This window comes from Paenibacillus sp. FSL P4-0127 (assembly GCF_038007325.1).
GTDB classification, from domain to species: Bacteria; Bacillota; Bacilli; order Paenibacillales; family Paenibacillaceae; genus Fontibacillus; species Fontibacillus macerans.
Genome location: NZ_JBBOWY010000001.1, coordinates 1,010,548 through 1,027,623 on the forward strand (window position 1 = coordinate 1,010,548; position 17,076 = coordinate 1,027,623).

Consider the following 17,076-nt stretch of genomic DNA (forward strand, 5'->3'; position numbering starts at 1 on the left):
TGGCAGCAGGAGGAGAAGGAGATGTCTTATACCGCATGGTTCATCCCGTTATGCACTGCGGTCAGCCTGATTTTCGCCCTCGCGGTTCTGGGACTGTTTATCGCGACACTGGTCTTTCGGTCCCGTGTAACTCGAAAATACGACCGGAGGAAAGTCAGTGGCTGATCTATTATTGTTGTTTTCCATTATAAGCATTTGGGCGGCCGTCTTTGAGGCGATTTTGATTATGTGCGGGGCGGTCCGGTTTATTTTCAGGCAGAGCCGTCAGGAATGGACCGTTCCCGATCCGGAGGGGATGAAGCACTTTCCCAGGGTTACCGTCATGGTGCCCGCGCATAATGAAGAGTTGGTGATCGCCGCCACGGCGGAAAATATCTTGCGGTTGAATTATCCCCAGGACAAAGTCCAGCTTATCGTCATTGCCGATAACTGCAGCGACGATACCGCGGGCAAACTGCAGGCGCTCAAGCATAAGGAAGCGTTTCGGGACCGGGATTTTATGATCTTCGAACGGACGGGAACGGGCGGCAAATCGGGAGCGCTTAATGATGCGCTGCAGTATGTCAACAACGAGTGGATCTGTATTTTTGACGCCGACGCGGCGCCTGAGCGGAACGCGTTATACTTTTTGATTGAAAAAGCGCTGGAAGACCCCGAGACCTACGGAGCGGTCTTCGGGCGGAATAAGGCGAGGAACCGCGGGCAAAATTTTTTGACCAAATGCATCAATCTCGAGTTGGTGACGGCCCAGCGGATTTATCATACCGGATTGTGGGAGCTGTTTAAGCTGGGGACGATCCCGGGAACGAATTTCATCATCAAAACGGAGCTGATCCGCGAGATCGGCGGCTGGGATACGGAGGCGATAACGGAGGATACGGCCATTTCGTTTGAAATTATGGCGAGGGGACAGCTCATTGCGCTGGCGCCCCAGGCGGAAGCCTATCAGCAGGAACCGGAGCGGCTCGGCGTGTATCTGAAGCAGCGGACACGGTGGGCCAAAGGGAATTTCTCCGTGGTGATGGAGAATATCCATCATTTGTTTCACCGGTCAAGCTGGCGCATTAAGCTGCATGTGCTCTATTTCGCGGCGAGTTATTTCTGGTTTTTGCTTGCCTTGATCGTCGCCGATATCATCTTCCTTGTCAATCTGGCTTACGGGGCGATCGCTTTGTTCAACCCGGGGGTGGTTTCGCCTTTTCAATTTGCGGGGGATGTGTATGTGCACCTGGTGATTGCGTCCGGGTTGATGTACTACCTTTTTGTGCTGCAAATCAACCTGGCGCTGTCCACCGATATTGGACAAAGCACGAAAGAGAACTTTATTTTATCCTGCGTATCCTATTTCACTTATTCCCAGCTGTTTCTGGTGATTTCCCTGCGCGCTTGCTATTCCATGATCATCGACAAAATAACGGGCAGAAAAACCAAATGGTACAAAACGCAGCGGTTTGGGTGAGCGGGACGGCTTTAAACATCCAACGAGGCAGCCAAACCAAAAGCGTACAGTAAAAAAGAGGGGAAGCCCCCTCTTTTTTGTGCCTTCTGTACCTCTGTTTTATTTAATTATCTTTCGAGTGCCGCTCGCCAACCTGGAATTCATCGGCATGTTCGAACATATATTTCACGGTCACTGGCGCTTGGCCCGTCAGTTTCCGGAAGTCGTCCGTGAATGCATCCATTTTTCCCAGGCGGATCGCTTGTCCGAAAGTAACCATGCCATCGGAGGAGTATGGCGCTTCGGAATCTTTTTTAAATTCGCCGTCCGTTGTTCTCGGAACGCCCATGGCATCAAAGACAGCGTAATTTTCTTCATCCGTGATCTGTTTGTAGGTGACGTGATTCCCCGTTACTTCATTTCCGATTTCGATAAAGTCGGAAATCGTCATTAACTCGGGACCGTTGATATTTAGAATCGCTTCATGATAATCGCCCGAGGCCAGTGCGTAAGCGACCGCTTTTGCGCAATCTTTGCGTGAGATATAGGCCATCTTGCCGTCGCCTTGGTTGTTTTTTAACACCCCGTCTCCCTTCACATAAGTGAAGTAATTGGTAATCATGGCCTCGGCATATTGCGAATTACGAAGGAAAATATAGTCCAACCCGACACTTTTAATATAGTTTTCGGTATAAACATGGTCCAGTTTCTCAACGCTTGGATTGGAATCATCGGCTGCGTTGACCAGCGAAGTATAGATGATTTGTTGCACGCCGGCTGCTTTTGCGGCATCGACCACGTTTTTGTGGGCGTTTTGACGTTTCGCACCGACAAAAGGCATGGAGATCAAACAATTTACCCATGATCGTCGCCACTCCTTGCTGAAATGATTTTACACTTATATAGTATGTGAAAAAAATAACAATATCTAACACAAAAAACTTATGGGCTATTGGGAAAACGAATGCCGGATCTGCTGCAGAAAGGCTTGTAATGCCGGGTTCGTATTGTTTTTCAGATAACCGGCTTCGATCTTAAAGGTATGGTGTGAATCTTCGAGCGGGATTAACCGGACTTCTTCCTTCAGGTAAGCGAGATGGTAGTTATCCGGGAAAAAGCCGATTAAATTCTCCGTGATAATATAAAACAGCTCTGTTTCGACATCGTCGGCGGTACGTTGGATGTTGGGATGATAGCCGTCTGCAATCGCATGCCGGATCATCAAATAATAGGAGTTTCCAATAGCCGTGGGACTCAGCATGACAAGCGGATATTCATATATCTTATCTTTCGAGATCGATTCATAATGGAAAAGGGGATGCTGTTTACTAACAGCCGCGCAATACCGGCCGCTGTACAGGGGATAGGTGCGAATATCCTTTTTTCCTTCAAACTCCGAGTCGAAGGCAACCGCCACGTCATATACTCCTTTTTGCAGAAGTTCGGCGATATCCTTAAGCAACACTTTATGGAGTTCAAGTTTGATATTCGGATGCTTTTCTTTGAACGAGGGAATCAACTTCAACAAACTTTGGACATCCGTAATCGCGGCGTATTCTATGCTCAACAACTGGATGTTGTATTTTTGAAAGTTTTCCATATTCATTTTCATACGGTTATATTGCTTCCAGAGCACAACGGCCTCGCCATAAAAAAGCCATCCCGCTTTCGTCGGCTCAATCGGAATTTGCTTTCTATCGATTAATTGGGTGTTGAACTCGTCTTCAAGCGCGGCAATTTGCTGGCTGACCGTCGTCTGCGACACAAAATTTTTCTTGGCCGTTTCCGTAAAATTTCGGCATTCCACGAGATCGATGAAATATTTGATCCTTTTGATATTCATTTTATCCTCCGGCAGTCGTTTCTTTTTAATTTAAATGATATTGAAAATTTTTAACAGGTAAATAACTCAGTTGATGTTTACTTTAACAAACCAATGTTATGATCTTATGACGATCCATTGCGATTGCTGTTGCTTCTAACTGGCTCCGGAAATTTCCGGGTATAATGACAGGGAGGGCATAGAGGAGGGAGTCTCGCGTCATGAAGGGATCAGCTAGTGGACCGAACCGGAAATAACGTTACAGGTGAAAAAGGTGTCCAGGTCCGTTAGCCTTGCCTTCCTTACGGCAAGAGGAGGATGAGCAGGAACGCAGTGACCGGAATGGCGATTCCAACCAGTATGGCAATATACGGATAAGGAGTTTTTAGGTAATCTTTGAATTCGCGAGTCTCGGATTTCTTGATATAATGGAAATTCACTTGCTCAGCAAATCCGTTAACCAATCTTTTGGCCTCACTTACTTCACAATGCAAAATATTGTTCCAAATTTGGTCGTACTTTAATTTGAGTTCATCGATGGCTTCACTTTCCTTCAACAGGGTCATGTTCTTCACCTCATGAAAAAAGAAGTATATTTGGGCAACTAGAAGATATACCTCATTTTACCATATTCATGTTCTATGGAATCTTCATTATATTTTCGATAATTGAAATAATTTGCTTGCCTTACGAACCGGGAAACATTTATATTTTAAGAAATATTGTTGTCGCAATAAGAAAGTTTGGAGAGTAACTGAGGATTGAAGCCAAAAACGGCGTTTGACGATCGGTAAGGTGCAGCCCTTAAAGCGAGCTGTTATTCTAACGGTTGTCAGCCTCGTTATTTCGGCAAAATGTAGGGGAAAACTAATTTAACGGTTGCGGTAGAGCTTATTTTGCTTTTTTCCTGCGGATTCGATCCTTTTTCACCACAATAAGCGCGCCTGCATCCGTTAGAGATTGAACTCCCGTCTTTTCGGTTAAATAAGCGCGTGTACAACCGTTAGCGAAAGATTGGGGACCCGGAAACTTCCTCGTTAACCAAACGAATGGTTTGGCTAACTGACCTTGAAGTCAGGCGCCGATTTCGAGATTGAGCTTAACAAAAATACATCCTTTATGAATGGAATCGAAAGGAGCAAACGCATGAAACTGAGAGTATCCGCCGTTCAGTATCATCTTCATACGATAAACTCGTTCGCGGAATTCGCCCGGCAGGTCGAGCATTATATCAAAACCGCCGAGGAGTTCGGCGCGGATTTTGTGTTGTTTCCGGAGTTTTTTACGACCCAGCTGATGTCCATCGGGAACAGTGAAGGCAGGGCGCTAACGATTCAGGAGCTGCCTGGCTTTACGGAGCAGTACCGGTCTTTGTTTTCCGGATTGGCCAAACAGACCAAGATGCATATTATCGGCGGCACGCATGTGACCCGGGAGGGAGACCGGCTGTATAATGTGGCCCACTTGTTTTATCCGGACGGAAAAATCGCCGAGCAGGCCAAGCTGCACATTACGCCGACCGAGGTGAACGAATGGAAAATGACCCCCGGCGACGGCCTCCAGGTGTTCGAAACCGAGAAGGGGACGATCGCCATGTTGACCTGCTATGACATTGAATTTCCGGAGATCGTCCGGATGGCCAAGGCCAAAGGGGCGGATGTGATTTTCTGTCCTTCGTGCACGGATGATCGTCACGGATTTCACCGGGTCCGTTATACCAGCCACGCCAGAGCGGTCGAAAACCAGGTCTACGTCGTTACGACCGGTACGGTCGGCTCGCTGCCGACGGTGGACTTCATGCGGGCCAATTTCGGGCAGGCGGCGGTGATTACGCCGAACGATATTCCGTTCCCGCCGCGCGGCATCCTGGCGGAAGGCGAGATCAACGACGACATGATCGTCACCGCGGATCTGGACTTGGAGCTGTTGTACCAGGTCCGGGAAAAAGGCTCTGTCACCACTTGGCGCGACCGGCGGACGGATCTTTACACCGACTGGAAATAAGCGGAGGACCACTTCAGCGTATGGAGGCGCAAGCGATGTATCGGAAAGAGCTGTTTGTGTTTGACGGGGACCGGCCGGTTCCGGCGGTCATCCGAAATTATAAGGAGAAGGATTTTCCGGGCTTGATCCGCATTCAGCAGGAAAGCTTTCCGCCGCCGTTTCCTGCGGAATTATGGTGGAACACCGAGCAGCTAAGCAAGCATGTTGAGCTGTTTCCGGAAGGGGCTTTATGCGTCGAGGCGGATGGGGAAATAGCCGGATCGATGACCGGTTTGCTGGTCGACTTTGACCCGCGCGCACCGGAGCATTCCTGGGCGGAGGTTACCGATAACGGCTATATCCGCAACCATAATCCCAAGGGGAATGCGCTGTACGTCGTCGATATCAGCGTACGGCCGTCCTACCGCAAGCTGGGGCTTGGCAAATGGCTGATGTTGTCCATGTATGACCTTGTCGTGCATAAAGAGCTGGAACGCTTGTTGGGCGGAGGAAGAATGCCCGGCTATCACAAGCAGGCGGATGAAATGACGGCGGAGCAGTACCTGGAGACGGTGCTCAAAGGTGAATTAAAGGACCCCGTCATTACCTTCCTCCTTCGCTGCGGCCGAACTCCCGTCACCGTCGTAGCGGATTATTTGGAGGATGAGGAATCGCGCAATTATGCCGCGCTGATGGAATGGAAAAATCCTTTTTATCCCGTAACATTCAAATAGGAGGAGGCCTAAACTCATGGAATATACGCGAATTACGAATATTCAGGACCCTTTATTTAAGCAAATGCATCAGCTGATGCAAAACATTTTTCCGCCGGAAGAAGTGCTGGAATTCGATCTCTGGAAAGAGCCGCTGGAAGACCCGGGCATCCGCGTGTTTGTCGCGGTGCATGAAGGTCAAGTGGTCGGCGCTACGGAGTACCGGTATTACGAAGACTTCAACGTTGCGATGACGGATTTTACGATCATCGGCCAAGCGGGGCTGGGGATCGGACGGTTTTTGGCGGACAAAAGATTAAAGGATCTGCACGCCTTGGCCGAAGCGAACGGGAAAAAGCTGCTCGGCATGTTTGCGGAAATTTACGATCCGTATCGGGTGGAGGACCATGAATTCGGCGGCGTAAAACCGATGGACCCTTATGTGCGCCGCGAGGTGTTGTCGCATCTCGGATATAAGCGCCTCGATTTCCCTTATGTCCATCCGTCCTGGAACAATGACGGGGAGGCGGTCACCGGGCTTGATCTTTGTTTCCTTCCGATGGGCGGGAACGAGGAGACGCTGCAAACGGATCTGATCGTGAAGTTTTTGCAGCGTTACTATACCGTACTGCCGAACAAGCCGCAGTCCTGGTACGACATGGTTGAAAGCTTGAAAGCGAAAGAAACCGTGAAGCTGCTGCCGATTTAACGTAACGGAATACAAAAGCGTTTCACTTGGGAAGTCCCTCGTCTGTTCAGCGACAGGAGGGACTTTTCCTTGTTTTCGGGCACACTTGCAAAGGTCAGGACGGGATGTTCAGAGCGGTTTGAATGTTTTGCAGGTCCCGCCCGATTTGCTCGTCTATCGCGTAAGGCTTGTAGAATCCGCGTCTCATCATGTAGTCGACGATCATCTCATGCGTGTTGATCGCTTCCTCCAGTTGTTTGGCCAAAATGGCTTTGACTTCCGGAGTGGCGCATTCCGTCACGGCCATGGCGTAGTTTCTGACCCCGGTTTTGGCGCTCAGTAAAAAATCCATGGCGATGATTTCATCGGTCAACGTGTCCACACCCATCATACGTTCCAGAATAGGAATCATGGGCTCACCTCCCCTAAGCCCGAATTGGATAAAATTCCGCTGAGTTCTTGAAGCTGCCGCGTGGTCACCAGGACATCTTGCTGCAAAATCTGCTTCAATTCCGGGTCCGCAACCAGAATCTGCATCGTTTTGGACTTGGTCATGCAAAGCGTTTTGAACGCGGCCAGTTCATGGACTTCCAAGGTTTCGTGCAGGCCGTATGCCGTCGGATTCATTTGGCTTCTCCTCCTATATTGATTTTGTACTTAAGGCTTCAGGATGACTTTGATGCAATCTTCCGTTTTCGTATCGAACATTTCATACCCGTGTTTCGCCTCGCTAAGCGGAATGACGTGCGTGACGATATCGCCGGGATTGACTTTGCCCGTGGTGATCAGTTCGTACATATACGGCATGTAATGAATGACCGGGGCTTGTCCCGAGCGGAGATTGATATTGCGCTGCATGATGTCGCCAAGCGGAAAGCCGTTATAACGTCCGCCGTACACCCCGGTGACTTGGATCGTTCCACCCTTGCGGACCGCCTGGGCGGCCATAATCAAAGCGCTCATCGTTCCGCCTTGCAGCTTCAGCCCGCTGGCCAAAAACTCCAGGTCGCTCATTTTCCCGTCCATGCCGACCGCATCGATGACGACGTCCGCGCCGCCTTTGGTCAGTTCTTTGAGATAGTTTCCAACGTTCTCATGCTGCTCCAAATTGACGATTTCCACGTTGTTCGTGCGCTTCGCATGCTGCAGACGATAGTCGACGTAATCGACGGCGATCACCCGCCCTGCCCCTTTCAACCAGGCGAACTTCTGCGCCAGCAGCCCAATGGGACCGCAGCCGAATATGACCACGGTATCTCCGTCTTTAACTCCGGCATTATCGACGCTCCAAAACGCCGTCGGCATCGCGTCGGCGATCAGACACAGCTTTTCATCCGGTTCTTCGCAGTTTTCCGGGATTTTGAAATGGGTAAAATTCGCGAAGGGAACGCGCAAATATTCGGCTTGTCCGCCGGGGTAGCCGCCCGTGTTTTCGGAGTAGCCGAAGTAACCTCCCATATCCCCGTGTTCATTGGCATTGTCGCATTGGCTTTCCAGATGGTTTTTGCAATAGAAACATTCTCCGCAGGCGATCGTGAAGGGGATAATCACCCGGTCGCCTTTCTTCAGCTTCGTAACCGCGGGGCCGGCCTCTTCCACAATTCCCATCGGTTCGTGTCCGATGATATAATTCTCCCGAAGATTGGGGATCATCCCGTGAAGCAGGTGGAGGTCGGAGCCGCAGATGGCCGAACTGGTGATTTTGATGATCATATCGTCGGGTTTCTCGATTTTGGGGGAGGGCACCTCTTTGACGGCAATATTTTTGATTCCTTGATAAGTGACGGCTTTCATGCTTGATGCCCTCCCAGGTGTTCGTCCGGCGTCCGATCGAACATGCCCTTGCGGCGCGTATCCGCAGGGAATAAATTCATCTGCCCGATCATGACCGTGTTTTTGGCCGAAAGCTGATCGAGCTGATATTGTTCTTGCAGCTCGTAAGGGTGAAACCATTTTTTTCGTATCATTAGTTCGGAGATTTCCTGGTGCAGCGCGATTCCTTGCCGGAGTTGATTGCGGAGCAGAACGCGGGCTTCCGGAGACGCCGTTTCCGTGAGAGCGATCGCCGTATTTCTTACCCCTTCCTTCGCCCGCATCAGAAAGTCCATAGCGAAGGTCATGTCCGCCATTTCCGGCATATTCAGCGCGTTGATCGGATCCAAATCATCGTGATTCATGTTTTGCTCCCCCCTTAATTCAAAATCGGTTCGGGACGGCTTTCGGGGACGGGGGACTGGAAAGGAACTTTTGCGTAAATGGCCTGCAGATCTTGAATTGCCTGAATGGATTGAACGACGTCTTTTTGCATCAAATCTTTAAGCTCCTGGTCAAACACGAGACCTTGCATCAGTTTGGATTTGGCCAGACAAAGCGTCTTGAAATTAAGCATCTCATGAAGGTCCATGGATTCATGGGGCGCCAAAGTTTGTGTATTCATCGGGACAGCATGCCTCCAATTTTTTTAGAGATAGCATGCCCTTGGGCCGGAGAGTTATGCTTTGGGCTTATCCGCTATTTAAACGAGGCGAAGGCGCTGAAATGAAGGCGGAGAGACTTAGGTGAAAAGACCGATACGCCCTGATATGGCATTGGAGGGGCAGCGGGATGAGATCTTGAAGGTTCCCGCTGCCGCGCTCTGCAAGAATGGGTACGGAGCCCTACACAACGCTTGACTTCGACGTATTGGAATCGAGCAGATCGGCGTCCATAATGTTCGTAAAGGTCAGATAAAACGGGGATAAGTCGCCCATAGACTCTACGCCCTGGCTTCGCTTCGTTGATACGAGCACATCCTCCTGCAGCGTGGACCCAAGGCTAAGGGACGATGCTCTATCTAGCGTGTTCACCTTAAAAGCAAATACATTCACAAACATCGGGCTAAAATTCTTGTTCATGCCATTTCCTCCTTAGCTGCAGCAATTTAATTCCTTAACCTTATTGAAGAAGGACGGGGCATCGATTAGGTCCCGATCGTCGATAGCCGATCGTAAGCCGAAGAAACCGCTGTCATCACCGGAATTATTGCCGAAGCCATGGGTATGTTTGGACGAATTGTTCCAATCGATCAAATAATTCTCGCCTATATTCACGGCAGATGCGTTTTCAATGGAGTTAATTTTAAGGATATAGATGTTGTTGGTTATGATGGAAGGCCTTCCGTACATTCCCGCTCCCTCCTTTTCGACATGTATATGAGGATATTTTCTGAATATGTATTTTAGTAAGGGGGGGCATCAATGGACATGGATAGGCTCAAAAAATGGTTCGAAATCGCGCAGCAGTTTCATGGCAAGGAATTTTGGGATGACGTCTTTCGCGAACAAATAAAGCCCTTTAAAAATTCCTCCGAAGCCTATACTTCAAATTTAAACGAAAGTTTTTCCGGTATGGAGCAGCAGCCCGATTCTCCCCAAATGGAATATCCTCCGATTGATGTCTTGAAAAGCGAGCATGAGATGCTGATCGTTGTTGATGTGCCCGGTTATAACAAGGACCAAATCGAGGTATATATCGAGGGCAGGCAATTAAGGATACAAGGAGAACCGAACATGAATTACAACGGATTTACATTCATTAAATCGGAAAGGCATAACGGCGCTTTCCAGCGAGTTATCGGCTTGCCCGGCCGCGTCGACACGAAGGAGGTTACTTCCTTCATGGATAAGGGGCTGCTGCTCATCCGGTTTCCGATTAAACCCGTACAAGGGAGGAAGGTCATCATTGATTAGCTTTCGTCTGACATGCGGGTCGGACTATCAAACAAATCCCGGTCATCGATGTTCATGACGGAATGAAAAGCCACCGATCGGTCCGCTTGTTGGCGAATCAACTGACTGATCTTCATGGAGTTTTGAAAGGCTTGCTTTTGATTGACGCCGCCTATGGAGAGCTGGGAAACATAATCGATGGAATTGACTTTGATTAAGCCCAAATTGATTTGCCTTACTTTCTTCATGGCAATCCCTCTTTTTCATCGCTAGATTTACTAAAAAAGTATGCAACCGGATCTGGCTACATACATAACCGGATAAGAAAAAGGTGATCGCACAAATGGCGGGGCAATTTTGGAGAAAGTGGTTTGGCGCAAACGATCAAGTAAATGATCGAGTAAACGAAGTGGACGATCGGCTGAGGAAGCTGGAATTAGAGCTGGAAAAGCTGAAAGTTCAGGATATCGGACGCAGCATTATCGAAGAGCTCCAAAAGCTTCGCCGCACGATGGTTAAACTGGCGGAGGCGGAGGAACAAAGGCAAAAACAGCCCCCCATTCACATCGAAACGCTGGATATCGAGAAGGTGTTGATTGACCGGGTGGTGACCAACAACAATATCGGGGCCTTGGGCGTTAAAGAGCTGGCCGGAAGACTGAACATCGGCGCCAATTATGGACAAGGGGCGGAAACGGCGGCAATGCCGAATAAAGAAAAGGTTGCCGCCCTTTTGCAGAGCTATGGGGAGAAGCCCCTGACAAACGGCAAATCAAACGAACCGCCTGCCGTTAATATAAAGGGGCGGTCAACGAGGGCCTGAAATTTTCTATGTCAACGAAATGCAATGAACTCCCGGCATAAGATGGGGGGCTTTTCGCCGAGGTCGATCGGAAAAGGCGCTCCATCCCTGTACCCAAAGAATTTCACTAAGAGGATGAACTAAAACGAACTGACGCCAATATGCGACGTCAGTTCAATCTGAAGTGATTTCCTAATCAACAGATAAAGGAAGGGAGGTGTACTCGTTACTTAAATCCAGGATACACTAATAATTACCAAGAGAATAAACAGTACCAGGATTACTCCCGTACTAGTCCAGAGTCCACCGCCAAATCCTGCGCAGCTAAATCCTGCGCCCGCTCCTAATCCTAATCCCATATTTTTTCACTCCATTCTTCATTTTTTCCACCCGCTTTTTTCCGTATAAAGGCAAGCCAAATCCCCTAAGAGCTATTTTTCTTTATCTCCCCTCGCTTCAATCTAGTCTAGTGTATGGTCTTTCCGGATTAACGGTTTGGACTAGTGCCTTTTTTTAAATAAGGAATTTTCCGGGCTGGTTCACCAGGTTCAAATTCTTCAATATAATATCCATGGCCAAGGCGGTTTCCTTTTTTGCCTTAATCCGACATAATGGAGGAAAAATGGCTTGGCAGGGCTATCCATCATGAACAGTTGGAGGGGAACGATGAGAAAACGAAGGTTTTGGATCGGAGGGGTTATACTCCTGTCATTGCTGGCCGGATGCGGCAGCACGGACGTTGAGAGCTCGGCCAAGCCGTCATCGGCGGTGGAAAAAAATACGAAAGAAACGAACGGCGCCCTTCAGGAAACCGGTTTGCATGGCGGAAGATACTGGGCCCCTATATAATAAAATTAACCAAAAACGCCAGTGCCCGAGGGTTGCCCCTGAGCTCCTGGCGTTTTCCGTTTATTGCGGGTTGGTTGTCCAGATGCCGGCGGATTTGATGAACACGCGCTGCGGCAGCTTCAGGGTGGCGGTAATCAATTCGGCCACGTCTTCCGGCTGCATCATCCGGTCTTCGTCGCCGATTTTCAGGCCGGCTTTGACGGCCAATTCCGTATTGACAGTGCTCGGAGTCAAGGCGGTGACGCGGATGTTGAATTTCCGCACTTCCTGCAGCAGGGACTCCGTCAATCCAAGCACCCCGAATTTGGAAGCGCAGTAGGCGGAGCCGGTGGCAAAGCCTTTTTCCCCTGCGGTGGAGGCCACATTGATAATGGTTCCCTGGTTTTGCTTCATCATCGTCGGCAGTACGGCGCGGGAAACATAATACGTCCCCATAAGATTTACTTGAATGATCCGTTCCCACTCGGCGGGGTCCATCTCGAGCAAGGTGCCGAACTGGGCGATCCCCGCGTTATTGATGAGAATATCGGCCGCACCCAGCTGTTCAATCAACTGACCAACCGCCGAGTTAACTTCCTCTTGATTGGAGACGTCGGCTACGGCGTAATAAGAGTCCACGCCATATGTACGCTTTAACTCGCCTTGCAGCGCTTCGAGGTCGGCGCCGGTTCTGGCGAGCAGGCCGAGCTTAACCCCTTCCTTCGCCAAGTCCAACGCGGCCGCTTTTCCGATTCCTTTGCCCGCTCCGGTAATAATCGCCGTTTTGTTTTGTAAATCCATCGTCTATCATCCTCCTTAAAATGGCTATCATCCATTATATTACAGCGTCGATCTTCATTTCAAAGTATTATGCAACACTGCCTCCATAAAAATCGCTTGACCTTTGGTTCCTCTTCTGCTATTTTTGATATTAACAAAATGTTATTATCAAAAATATACTAACAAGTGCGAAAGCCGAGGGGATGCAACGTGAAAAAAGGGTTGGGCGGTTGGAGCTTATTCGAATTAATCTGGTTGGCTTTATTCACCGGAATCGCGATACGCGCTCACGGTGCTGATGAAGGACTCTTTGTTTGGTTTTACGGTGTTTATTACGGGAGTGCTGTGCGTGGTTTTTGCGGCCAAAGGCAACCTGACGACCTACGCGTTCGGGATGTACAACACGTTCGGCTACGCTTATCTGGCGTATGTGAATGGTTTGTTTGGCGAAGTAATGCTGAATTTGCTGTTTTTTGTGCCGATGAACGTCATCGGTTTCCTGATGTGGAGGAATCACCGCGATGGGGGTAAATTATCGATGCGGCAGATGGATGCCAGAGGCCTGCTGCTCGTAGCCGTCGCCTGCGTCCTGGGCAGCGTGCTGCTCGGGTTCGGGTTATCGTTCATTCCGGGACAGAACTCCCCGTATATCGATGCCGTTACGACCGTGCTGTCGGTTGTGGCGACGATGTTAATGGTGAAGCGGTTCAAAGAGCAATGGCTCGTTTATATTGTGCTGAACATGTTCACGGTGCTGCTGTGGGCGATCAGAACGCTGGAGGGGAGCCCGGACGGCGTTCTGATGATCGTGATGTGGAGCGCCTATCTGATCAACGCGGTATACGGCTACTATAATTGGAACAAAGGGGCAAAGGAGAGTCTGGCATGAAGACGCTGGGATTAACGTTGGGGAAGTTTGCGCCCCTGCACAAAGGGCATCAGTTTATGATCGAAACGGCGCTGCAAGAGGTGGATGAACTGATCGTCGTCATTTATGAGACGGATGTGACGCCGATTCCGCTGCATATTCGGGCCGGCTGGATCCGCAAGCTCTATCCGGCGGTCAGGGTGATTGAAGCCTGGGACGGCCCGGACGGCTATTCGAACGACCGCGAACATGAAATCCGCGAAGAGCAATATATTCTAGGCTTGCTAGATGGGGAGCAGGTGACGCATTTTTATTCCAGCGAGTTTTACGGGGAGCATATGAGCCTGGCGTTGGGCGCGGTGGACAGAAGGGTGGATGAAGCGCGCAAGGAAGTCCCGATTTCGGCGACGATGATCCGTTCCGATCCTTATAAATACCGGGAGTTTATCAGCGACATCGTATACCGGGACTTAATCACGAAGGTGGTGTTCGTGGGAGCGATGTCGACCGGCAAATCGACGATCACCGAGGCGCTCGCGGCGCGGCATGGGACGACGTTCGCCAGCGAGTACGGGCGCGACTACTGGACCGAGCACCAGGTAAACCGCCGGATCGGCCTGGAGGCGTTCGACGAGATCGCCCTCGGGCATATCGAGCGGGAGGAGCAGGCTTTGCTTCGGGCGAACCGGTATCTTTTTGTCGATACCAATGCGATTACCACGTATATGTTCGCCTTGGACTATCATGGAAGGGCGCCGGAGCTGCTGACCCGGATCGCCCTGGAAAACGCGCAGAGATACGACCTGTTTTTCCTGTGCGACGACGATATCCCGTACGACGATACGTGGGACCGCAGCGGCGACCAGAAGCGGCATGTTTTTCATAAACAGATTATCGCCGACTTGAAGGAACGCCGGATTCCCTTCATTACACTGCGGGGAAGCCTGGAGGAGCGGATGCGCAAAGTAGACGAAGTGCTGGCCGGCTTTAAGCCCTACAGCAATTATTTTGGCGAGCTCTTATAGAAGTTGAACTAAAGAAAAGAGCGGAGAGAGGCAAAAGCGGGAAATGATTCTGAAGAAACGGCCGCAAAATTATTAGTTCAACTTATATTAGAACAAAAAAAGGCGGGTGGAGTTAGTGGATATGTTGGATCGCAACGGACTGACGGAAAGCGAATTTTTGCGGCGGTATTCGCCGGGGGATTACGAACGGCCCTCGGTGGCCGCGGACACGGTAATTTTCACCGTGACGGACGCGGATGCGGACAGTTACCGCAAGCTTCCGGAGAAGGAGCTGAGAGTACTGCTCATTCGGCGGGGCGGGCATCCCTTTCTGGGCCAATGGGCGCTGCCGGGCGGTTTTGTCCGGCCGGATGAAACGACGGAGCAAGCCGCGGCGCGGGAGCTGCGGGAGGAGACCGGCGTAGAAGACGTTTACCTGGAGCAGCTGTACACGTTCAGCGACGTGGGGCGCGATCCCCGCACCTGGGTAATGAGCTGCAGTTATATGGCGCTGGTGGACAGCGGCCAATTGCAGCTGCAGGCGGGGGACGACGCTGACGCTGCCGCCTGGTTCAAGGTATCCTACCGGCTGCTGCGGGAGCGGAAGGAACTGATCGACGGCGGTTTCATCAAGGCGCTGCAGTATGAGCTTCGGCTCAGCTCCGGCGAGATTGAACTGGCCGCGGTTGTGGAGCGGACGGTGACCGCGAAGCCGGCTTCGACGGCTACATCATATTCCATCGTGTCCAACGACGGACTGGCTTTTGATCATGCGAAGATTATCGCCTATGCTATTGAGCGCTTGCGGGGAAAGGTGAATTACACGGATATCGCGCTTCATTTGATGCCGAAGCTGTTTACTTTAACGGAGCTGCAGCAGGTGTACGAGGTAATTTTGGATAAAGAGCTGCTGAAGGCGGCCTTCCGGCGCAAAGTGGCCGACCTTGTCACGAAAACGGATCATTACACGGAAAATGCGGGCCACCGGCCATCGCGTTTATATCGAAGAAACATGGAGGATTACCGATGATTTACGGAATTGAAGAATTGCGAAAAGCTTACGTGGCCGGAAAAACGTTCAAGTTCGTGTTTTTCTGGGGGCATACGCCGCCCAAAGACGGAAGCGTGGATAAGAGCTGCTTCAGCCAGTGGTGGATGAGTCCGTTCACTGTAGAGGGGACGGAGTACTCCTGCGCAGAGCAGTTTATGATGGCGGAAAAGGCCCGGCTGTTCGGGGATGATGAGATGCTGGCGGCGATCATGCAGGCGAAACATCCCAAGGAAATGAAAGCGTACGGGCGCGCGGTCCGAAACTTTGACAAGGATGTCTGGGACAGAGAGTGCTACGGTATCGTCAAGCGGGCCAGCTTGGCGAAATTTTCACAGAATTCGCAACTGGGGGATTACCTGAAATCAACGAAAAACCGCATTCTGGTGGAAGCCAGCCCGCGGGACCGCATTTGGGGGATCGGCATGGGCCAGTCCAACCCGGATGTGGAGAATCCGCTGAAATGGCGGGGCAAAAACCTGCTGGGGTTCGCACTGACCGAAGCGCGGGACGAAATGCTGAGAGAAGAAGGGGATAAACTATGAATCGAAAAGAAATTGCCGCGGATACCTTGCGGATTCAGCGGCAAGGCTTCTATGAATTTGAAGGGCGCCGGGTTGATTTTGCCGCGGTGCAGAAGCGCTCGGAAGAGGGAAGCGAGTTGATTACTCCCGGCCAGGGGGCGGAACTGGTAAAAACTTATCGTATGCAGCCACGATCACAGCAAGCTGCGAAGTATTCCGTCGCGAACGAGGCCACCGTAAAAGCGATCCTCGATTTTGCGGCAGCGGGCCAAGACCGGGTCGGCGTGCTGAACTTCGCCAGCGCGAAAAATCCGGGCGGCGGATATTTGAACGGCGCGATGGCCCAGGAAGAAAGTTTGGCGGCCTCCAGCGGGCTGTACGAAACGCAGCTGCGCAACGAAGGTTACTATGCCGCAAATCGCGCCTACCGTTCCATGATGTACACGGACCATGCCATTTACTCGCCTGATGTGGTCTTCTTCCGCGATGAGCGGTTTAACCTGTTGGAACGGCCGGTTACGGCTTCGGTCTTGACGCTGCCCGCCGTCAACTACGGGCAGGTTCTGCTCAAAGGAGAAGATCCGGAAGAAGCAAAGCGGGTGATGAAAGACCGGATGCGGCTAGCTTTGGCGATCTTCGCCAACCAAGGCGATACGCATCTCATTCTGGGCGCGTACGGCTGCGGCGTGTTCCGGAATGATCCGGTGCAGGTGGCCCGCTGGTGGCTGGAGCTGCTGGATGATGAGGGCTGGGGATCGTTGTTCGCGGAAATCCGGTTCGCGGTATTGGATAGCTCGAAAGACGGCAAATGCATCCGCGCTTTCGAGCATGCGTTTCATGACTAAATGACTAACGGTTGAAATCGGCTCGT

General features: G+C 50.9%; 25 protein-coding genes. 12 read left to right on the top strand and 13 right to left on the bottom strand.

The genetic code is table 11. The annotated features are described in order from the left end of the window. Window positions 1-157 precede the first annotated feature (157 nt). On the top strand, window positions 158-1,459 hold the full coding sequence (locus tag NYE74_RS04440) for a glycosyltransferase family 2 protein (RefSeq protein WP_036618532.1): 1,302 nt from the start codon (window positions 158-160) through the stop codon (window positions 1,457-1,459). Between the two features lie 103 nt (window positions 1,460-1,562). On the opposite strand, the gene NYE74_RS04445 is transcribed toward NYE74_RS04440, so the two are convergent. The 3 genes from NYE74_RS04445 to NYE74_RS04455 form a co-directional block, all read right to left on the bottom strand. Continuing rightward, window positions 1,563-2,279: an NmrA family NAD(P)-binding protein gene (locus tag NYE74_RS04445; protein ID WP_227872816.1), complete on the bottom strand. Its 717-nt coding sequence runs from the start codon at window positions 2,277-2,279 to the stop codon at window positions 1,563-1,565. Between the two features lie 108 nt (window positions 2,280-2,387). Further along, window positions 2,388-3,281, bottom strand: a complete 894-nt coding sequence (locus NYE74_RS04450) for a LysR family transcriptional regulator (RefSeq protein WP_124332317.1) — start codon at window positions 3,279-3,281, stop codon at window positions 2,388-2,390. 281 nt (window positions 3,282-3,562) lie between these two features. Beyond that, window positions 3,563-3,826, bottom strand: a complete 264-nt coding sequence (locus NYE74_RS04455) for a hypothetical protein (protein WP_036618536.1) — start codon at window positions 3,824-3,826, stop codon at window positions 3,563-3,565. Window positions 3,827-4,406: 580 nt separating this feature from the next. Here NYE74_RS04455 and NYE74_RS04460 point away from each other — a divergent pair. The 3 genes from NYE74_RS04460 to NYE74_RS04470 are packed head-to-tail and all read left to right on the top strand — an operon-like array spanning window position 4,407 to window position 6,665. Then, window positions 4,407-5,264, top strand: coding sequence for a carbon-nitrogen hydrolase family protein (locus tag NYE74_RS04460; protein WP_036618541.1), 858 nt, complete (start codon window positions 4,407-4,409; stop codon window positions 5,262-5,264). A gap of 35 nt (window positions 5,265-5,299) precedes the next feature. Beyond that, window positions 5,300-5,977, top strand: a complete 678-nt coding sequence (locus NYE74_RS04465; protein ID WP_155619238.1) for a GNAT family N-acetyltransferase — start codon at window positions 5,300-5,302, stop codon at window positions 5,975-5,977. Window positions 5,978-5,993: 16 nt separating this feature from the next. Continuing rightward, window positions 5,994-6,665: a hypothetical protein gene (locus tag NYE74_RS04470; RefSeq protein ID WP_036618544.1), complete on the top strand. Its 672-nt coding sequence runs from the start codon at window positions 5,994-5,996 to the stop codon at window positions 6,663-6,665. A 94-nt stretch (window positions 6,666-6,759) separates the two neighbouring features. Here NYE74_RS04470 and NYE74_RS04475 read toward each other — a convergent pair whose 3' ends face one another. The 7 genes from NYE74_RS04475 to NYE74_RS04505 all read right to left on the bottom strand — a co-directional run bounded on the left by NYE74_RS04475 (window position 6,760) and on the right by NYE74_RS04505 (window position 9,808). After that, complete coding sequence (locus NYE74_RS04475; protein WP_036618546.1) at window positions 6,760-7,056, bottom strand: spore coat protein; 297 nt, start codon at window positions 7,054-7,056, stop codon at window positions 6,760-6,762. Continuing rightward, complete coding sequence (locus NYE74_RS04480) at window positions 7,053-7,271, bottom strand: hypothetical protein (RefSeq protein WP_036618549.1); 219 nt, start codon at window positions 7,269-7,271, stop codon at window positions 7,053-7,055. Before NYE74_RS04480 ends, NYE74_RS04475 begins: the two co-directional genes overlap by 4 nt. 30 nt (window positions 7,272-7,301) lie before the next feature. Then, complete coding sequence (locus NYE74_RS04485) at window positions 7,302-8,438, bottom strand: zinc-dependent alcohol dehydrogenase (protein ID WP_036618561.1); 1,137 nt, start codon at window positions 8,436-8,438, stop codon at window positions 7,302-7,304. Then, complete coding sequence (locus NYE74_RS04490) at window positions 8,435-8,821, bottom strand: spore coat protein (protein ID WP_036618564.1); 387 nt, start codon at window positions 8,819-8,821, stop codon at window positions 8,435-8,437. Before NYE74_RS04490 ends, NYE74_RS04485 begins: the two co-directional genes overlap by 4 nt. A gap of 14 nt (window positions 8,822-8,835) precedes the next feature. Beyond that, window positions 8,836-9,081: a hypothetical protein gene (locus NYE74_RS04495; protein WP_036618566.1), complete on the bottom strand. Its 246-nt coding sequence runs from the start codon at window positions 9,079-9,081 to the stop codon at window positions 8,836-8,838. A 220-nt stretch (window positions 9,082-9,301) separates the two neighbouring features. Next, the gene (locus tag NYE74_RS04500; protein ID WP_036618569.1) at window positions 9,302-9,538 is read right to left on the bottom strand and encodes a hypothetical protein; all 237 of its coding nucleotides are present in this window, start codon (window positions 9,536-9,538) and stop codon (window positions 9,302-9,304) included. Between the two features lie 12 nt (window positions 9,539-9,550). Next, on the bottom strand, window positions 9,551-9,808 hold the full coding sequence (locus NYE74_RS04505) for a spore germination protein (protein WP_036618571.1): 258 nt from the start codon (window positions 9,806-9,808) through the stop codon (window positions 9,551-9,553). A 72-nt stretch (window positions 9,809-9,880) separates the two neighbouring features. Here NYE74_RS04505 and NYE74_RS04510 point away from each other — a divergent pair, with 72 nt between their 5' ends. Next, window positions 9,881-10,372 carry an Hsp20/alpha crystallin family protein gene (locus NYE74_RS04510; protein ID WP_036618573.1) on the top strand — a complete coding sequence of 164 codons (492 nt, stop codon included), beginning with the start codon at window positions 9,881-9,883 and terminating at the stop codon, window positions 10,370-10,372. Here the strand turns inward: NYE74_RS04510 and NYE74_RS04515 are convergent. Further along, on the bottom strand, window positions 10,369-10,599 hold the full coding sequence (locus tag NYE74_RS04515; RefSeq protein ID WP_155619239.1) for a hypothetical protein: 231 nt from the start codon (window positions 10,597-10,599) through the stop codon (window positions 10,369-10,371). The two genes, NYE74_RS04510 and NYE74_RS04515, sit on opposite strands and share 4 nt — an antisense overlap. A gap of 95 nt (window positions 10,600-10,694) precedes the next feature. Between NYE74_RS04515 and NYE74_RS04520 the strand changes: the two genes are divergently transcribed. Further along, window positions 10,695-11,174, top strand: coding sequence for a hypothetical protein (locus NYE74_RS04520; RefSeq protein WP_036618576.1), 480 nt, complete (start codon window positions 10,695-10,697; stop codon window positions 11,172-11,174). 209 nt (window positions 11,175-11,383) lie between these two features. Here NYE74_RS04520 and NYE74_RS04525 read toward each other — a convergent pair whose 3' ends face one another. Beyond that, window positions 11,384-11,512 (bottom strand): YjcZ family sporulation protein, encoded by a 129-nt coding sequence (locus tag NYE74_RS04525; RefSeq protein WP_227872798.1) that lies wholly within the window; start codon window positions 11,510-11,512, stop codon window positions 11,384-11,386. Window positions 11,513-11,819: 307 nt separating this feature from the next. Here NYE74_RS04525 and NYE74_RS04530 point away from each other — a divergent pair, with 307 nt between their 5' ends. Then, on the top strand, window positions 11,820-12,002 hold the full coding sequence (locus tag NYE74_RS04530) for a hypothetical protein (RefSeq protein ID WP_036618578.1): 183 nt from the start codon (window positions 11,820-11,822) through the stop codon (window positions 12,000-12,002). A 60-nt stretch (window positions 12,003-12,062) separates the two neighbouring features. Here NYE74_RS04530 and NYE74_RS04535 read toward each other — a convergent pair whose 3' ends face one another. Beyond that, window positions 12,063-12,782, bottom strand: coding sequence for a 3-ketoacyl-ACP reductase (locus NYE74_RS04535; protein WP_036618581.1), 720 nt, complete (start codon window positions 12,780-12,782; stop codon window positions 12,063-12,065). A gap of 289 nt (window positions 12,783-13,071) precedes the next feature. On the opposite strand from NYE74_RS04535, the gene pnuC reads away from it, so the two are divergent. The 5 genes from pnuC to NYE74_RS04560 all read left to right on the top strand — a co-directional run bounded on the left by pnuC (window position 13,072) and on the right by NYE74_RS04560 (window position 17,050). Beyond that, window positions 13,072-13,650 (top strand): nicotinamide riboside transporter PnuC, encoded by a 579-nt coding sequence (pnuC, locus tag NYE74_RS04540; RefSeq protein WP_341004591.1) that lies wholly within the window; start codon window positions 13,072-13,074, stop codon window positions 13,648-13,650. Continuing rightward, window positions 13,647-14,654: an AAA family ATPase gene (locus tag NYE74_RS04545; RefSeq protein ID WP_036618592.1), complete on the top strand. Its 1,008-nt coding sequence runs from the start codon at window positions 13,647-13,649 to the stop codon at window positions 14,652-14,654. The genes pnuC and NYE74_RS04545 overlap by 4 nt, the downstream gene beginning before the upstream one ends. Before the next feature lie 115 nt (window positions 14,655-14,769). Beyond that, window positions 14,770-15,663: an NUDIX hydrolase gene (locus NYE74_RS04550; RefSeq protein ID WP_213510125.1), complete on the top strand. Its 894-nt coding sequence runs from the start codon at window positions 14,770-14,772 to the stop codon at window positions 15,661-15,663. After that, the gene (locus NYE74_RS04555) at window positions 15,660-16,226 is read left to right on the top strand and encodes an NADAR family protein (RefSeq protein WP_036618598.1); all 567 of its coding nucleotides are present in this window, start codon (window positions 15,660-15,662) and stop codon (window positions 16,224-16,226) included. The genes NYE74_RS04550 and NYE74_RS04555 overlap by 4 nt, the downstream gene beginning before the upstream one ends. Next, the gene (locus NYE74_RS04560; RefSeq protein WP_341004592.1) at window positions 16,223-17,050 is read left to right on the top strand and encodes a TIGR02452 family protein; all 828 of its coding nucleotides are present in this window, start codon (window positions 16,223-16,225) and stop codon (window positions 17,048-17,050) included. Before NYE74_RS04555 ends, NYE74_RS04560 begins: the two co-directional genes overlap by 4 nt. Window positions 17,051-17,076 lie beyond the last annotated feature (26 nt).

Coding starts and splice junctions, on each gene's coding strand:
- NYE74_RS04505 (WP_036618571.1), bottom strand. CDS start 9,808: ATGTACGGAAGGCCTTCCATCATAACCAACAACATCTATATCCTTAAA.
- NYE74_RS04475 (WP_036618546.1), bottom strand. CDS start 7,056: ATGATTCCTATTCTGGAACGTATGATGGGTGTGGACACGTTGACCGAT.
- NYE74_RS04510 (WP_036618573.1), top strand. CDS start 9,881: ATGGACATGGATAGGCTCAAAAAATGGTTCGAAATCGCGCAGCAGTTT.
- NYE74_RS04545 (WP_036618592.1), top strand. CDS start 13,647: ATGAAGACGCTGGGATTAACGTTGGGGAAGTTTGCGCCCCTGCACAAA.
- NYE74_RS04480 (WP_036618549.1), bottom strand. CDS start 7,271: ATGAATCCGACGGCATACGGCCTGCACGAAACCTTGGAAGTCCATGAA.
- NYE74_RS04460 (WP_036618541.1), top strand. CDS start 4,407: ATGAAACTGAGAGTATCCGCCGTTCAGTATCATCTTCATACGATAAAC.
- NYE74_RS04485 (WP_036618561.1), bottom strand. CDS start 8,438: ATGAAAGCCGTCACTTATCAAGGAATCAAAAATATTGCCGTCAAAGAG.
- NYE74_RS04445 (WP_227872816.1), bottom strand. CDS start 2,279: ATGCCTTTTGTCGGTGCGAAACGTCAAAACGCCCACAAAAACGTGGTC.
- NYE74_RS04470 (WP_036618544.1), top strand. CDS start 5,994: ATGGAATATACGCGAATTACGAATATTCAGGACCCTTTATTTAAGCAA.
- NYE74_RS04515 (WP_155619239.1), bottom strand. CDS start 10,599: ATGAAGAAAGTAAGGCAAATCAATTTGGGCTTAATCAAAGTCAATTCC.
- NYE74_RS04495 (WP_036618566.1), bottom strand. CDS start 9,081: ATGAATACACAAACTTTGGCGCCCCATGAATCCATGGACCTTCATGAG.
- NYE74_RS04490 (WP_036618564.1), bottom strand. CDS start 8,821: ATGAATCACGATGATTTGGATCCGATCAACGCGCTGAATATGCCGGAA.
- NYE74_RS04520 (WP_036618576.1), top strand. CDS start 10,695: ATGGCGGGGCAATTTTGGAGAAAGTGGTTTGGCGCAAACGATCAAGTA.
- NYE74_RS04535 (WP_036618581.1), bottom strand. CDS start 12,782: ATGGATTTACAAAACAAAACGGCGATTATTACCGGAGCGGGCAAAGGA.
- NYE74_RS04465 (WP_155619238.1), top strand. CDS start 5,300: ATGTATCGGAAAGAGCTGTTTGTGTTTGACGGGGACCGGCCGGTTCCG.
- NYE74_RS04530 (WP_036618578.1), top strand. CDS start 11,820: ATGAGAAAACGAAGGTTTTGGATCGGAGGGGTTATACTCCTGTCATTG.
- NYE74_RS04500 (WP_036618569.1), bottom strand. CDS start 9,538: ATGAACAAGAATTTTAGCCCGATGTTTGTGAATGTATTTGCTTTTAAG.
- NYE74_RS04555 (WP_036618598.1), top strand. CDS start 15,660: ATGATTTACGGAATTGAAGAATTGCGAAAAGCTTACGTGGCCGGAAAA.
- NYE74_RS04455 (WP_036618536.1), bottom strand. CDS start 3,826: ATGACCCTGTTGAAGGAAAGTGAAGCCATCGATGAACTCAAATTAAAG.
- NYE74_RS04525 (WP_227872798.1), bottom strand. CDS start 11,512: ATGGGATTAGGATTAGGAGCGGGCGCAGGATTTAGCTGCGCAGGATTT.
- NYE74_RS04560 (WP_341004592.1), top strand. CDS start 16,223: ATGAATCGAAAAGAAATTGCCGCGGATACCTTGCGGATTCAGCGGCAA.
- NYE74_RS04450 (WP_124332317.1), bottom strand. CDS start 3,281: ATGAATATCAAAAGGATCAAATATTTCATCGATCTCGTGGAATGCCGA.